Here is a 503-nt window from a genome sequence, read left to right on the forward strand (position 1 = left end):
CACGATAAATAAACATGATTAAATCAGCATCTTGCTCTATTGAACCTGATTCACGTAAATCTGAGTTAATAGGACGTTTATCACTACGTTGCTCCAAGCCACGGTTTAGCTGAGATAGCGCAACAACTGGCACTTGTAATTCTTTGGCTAAGGCTTTAAGAGAACGTGATATTTCGGCTATTTCTAAGGTACGGTTATCAGAAAATTGTGGCGCGCGCATAAGCTGCAAGTAGTCAATCATAATCATACTGATACCACCATGGTCACGATGTATTCTTCGCGCTCTTGAGCGAACTTCTGTTGGTGTTAACCCGGCAGCGTCATCAATAAACATTTTACCTTTTTCCATCAACAAGCCCATGGTTGACGACAAGCGTGCCCAATCTTCATCTTCTAATTGACCGGTACGAATTTTAGTTTGATCAATACGCCCTAAAGAAGCCAGCATACGCATCATAATTTGATCGGCGGGCATCTCTAAACTAAAAATAAGCGCGGGATGC

General features: G+C 42.1%; 1 protein-coding gene. It reads right to left on the bottom strand.

Going from position 1 to position 503, the window contains the following annotated elements; genetic code table 11:
• A partial coding sequence (locus tag DR871_RS16355; protein ID WP_317125697.1) for a DnaB-like helicase C-terminal domain-containing protein occupies positions 1–503 on the bottom strand: 503 nt, incomplete at both ends.

Source organism: Flavobacterium petrolei (assembly GCF_003314435.2).
In the GTDB taxonomy this organism is placed as follows: Bacteria; Bacteroidota; Bacteroidia; order Flavobacteriales; family Flavobacteriaceae; genus Flavobacterium; species Flavobacterium petrolei.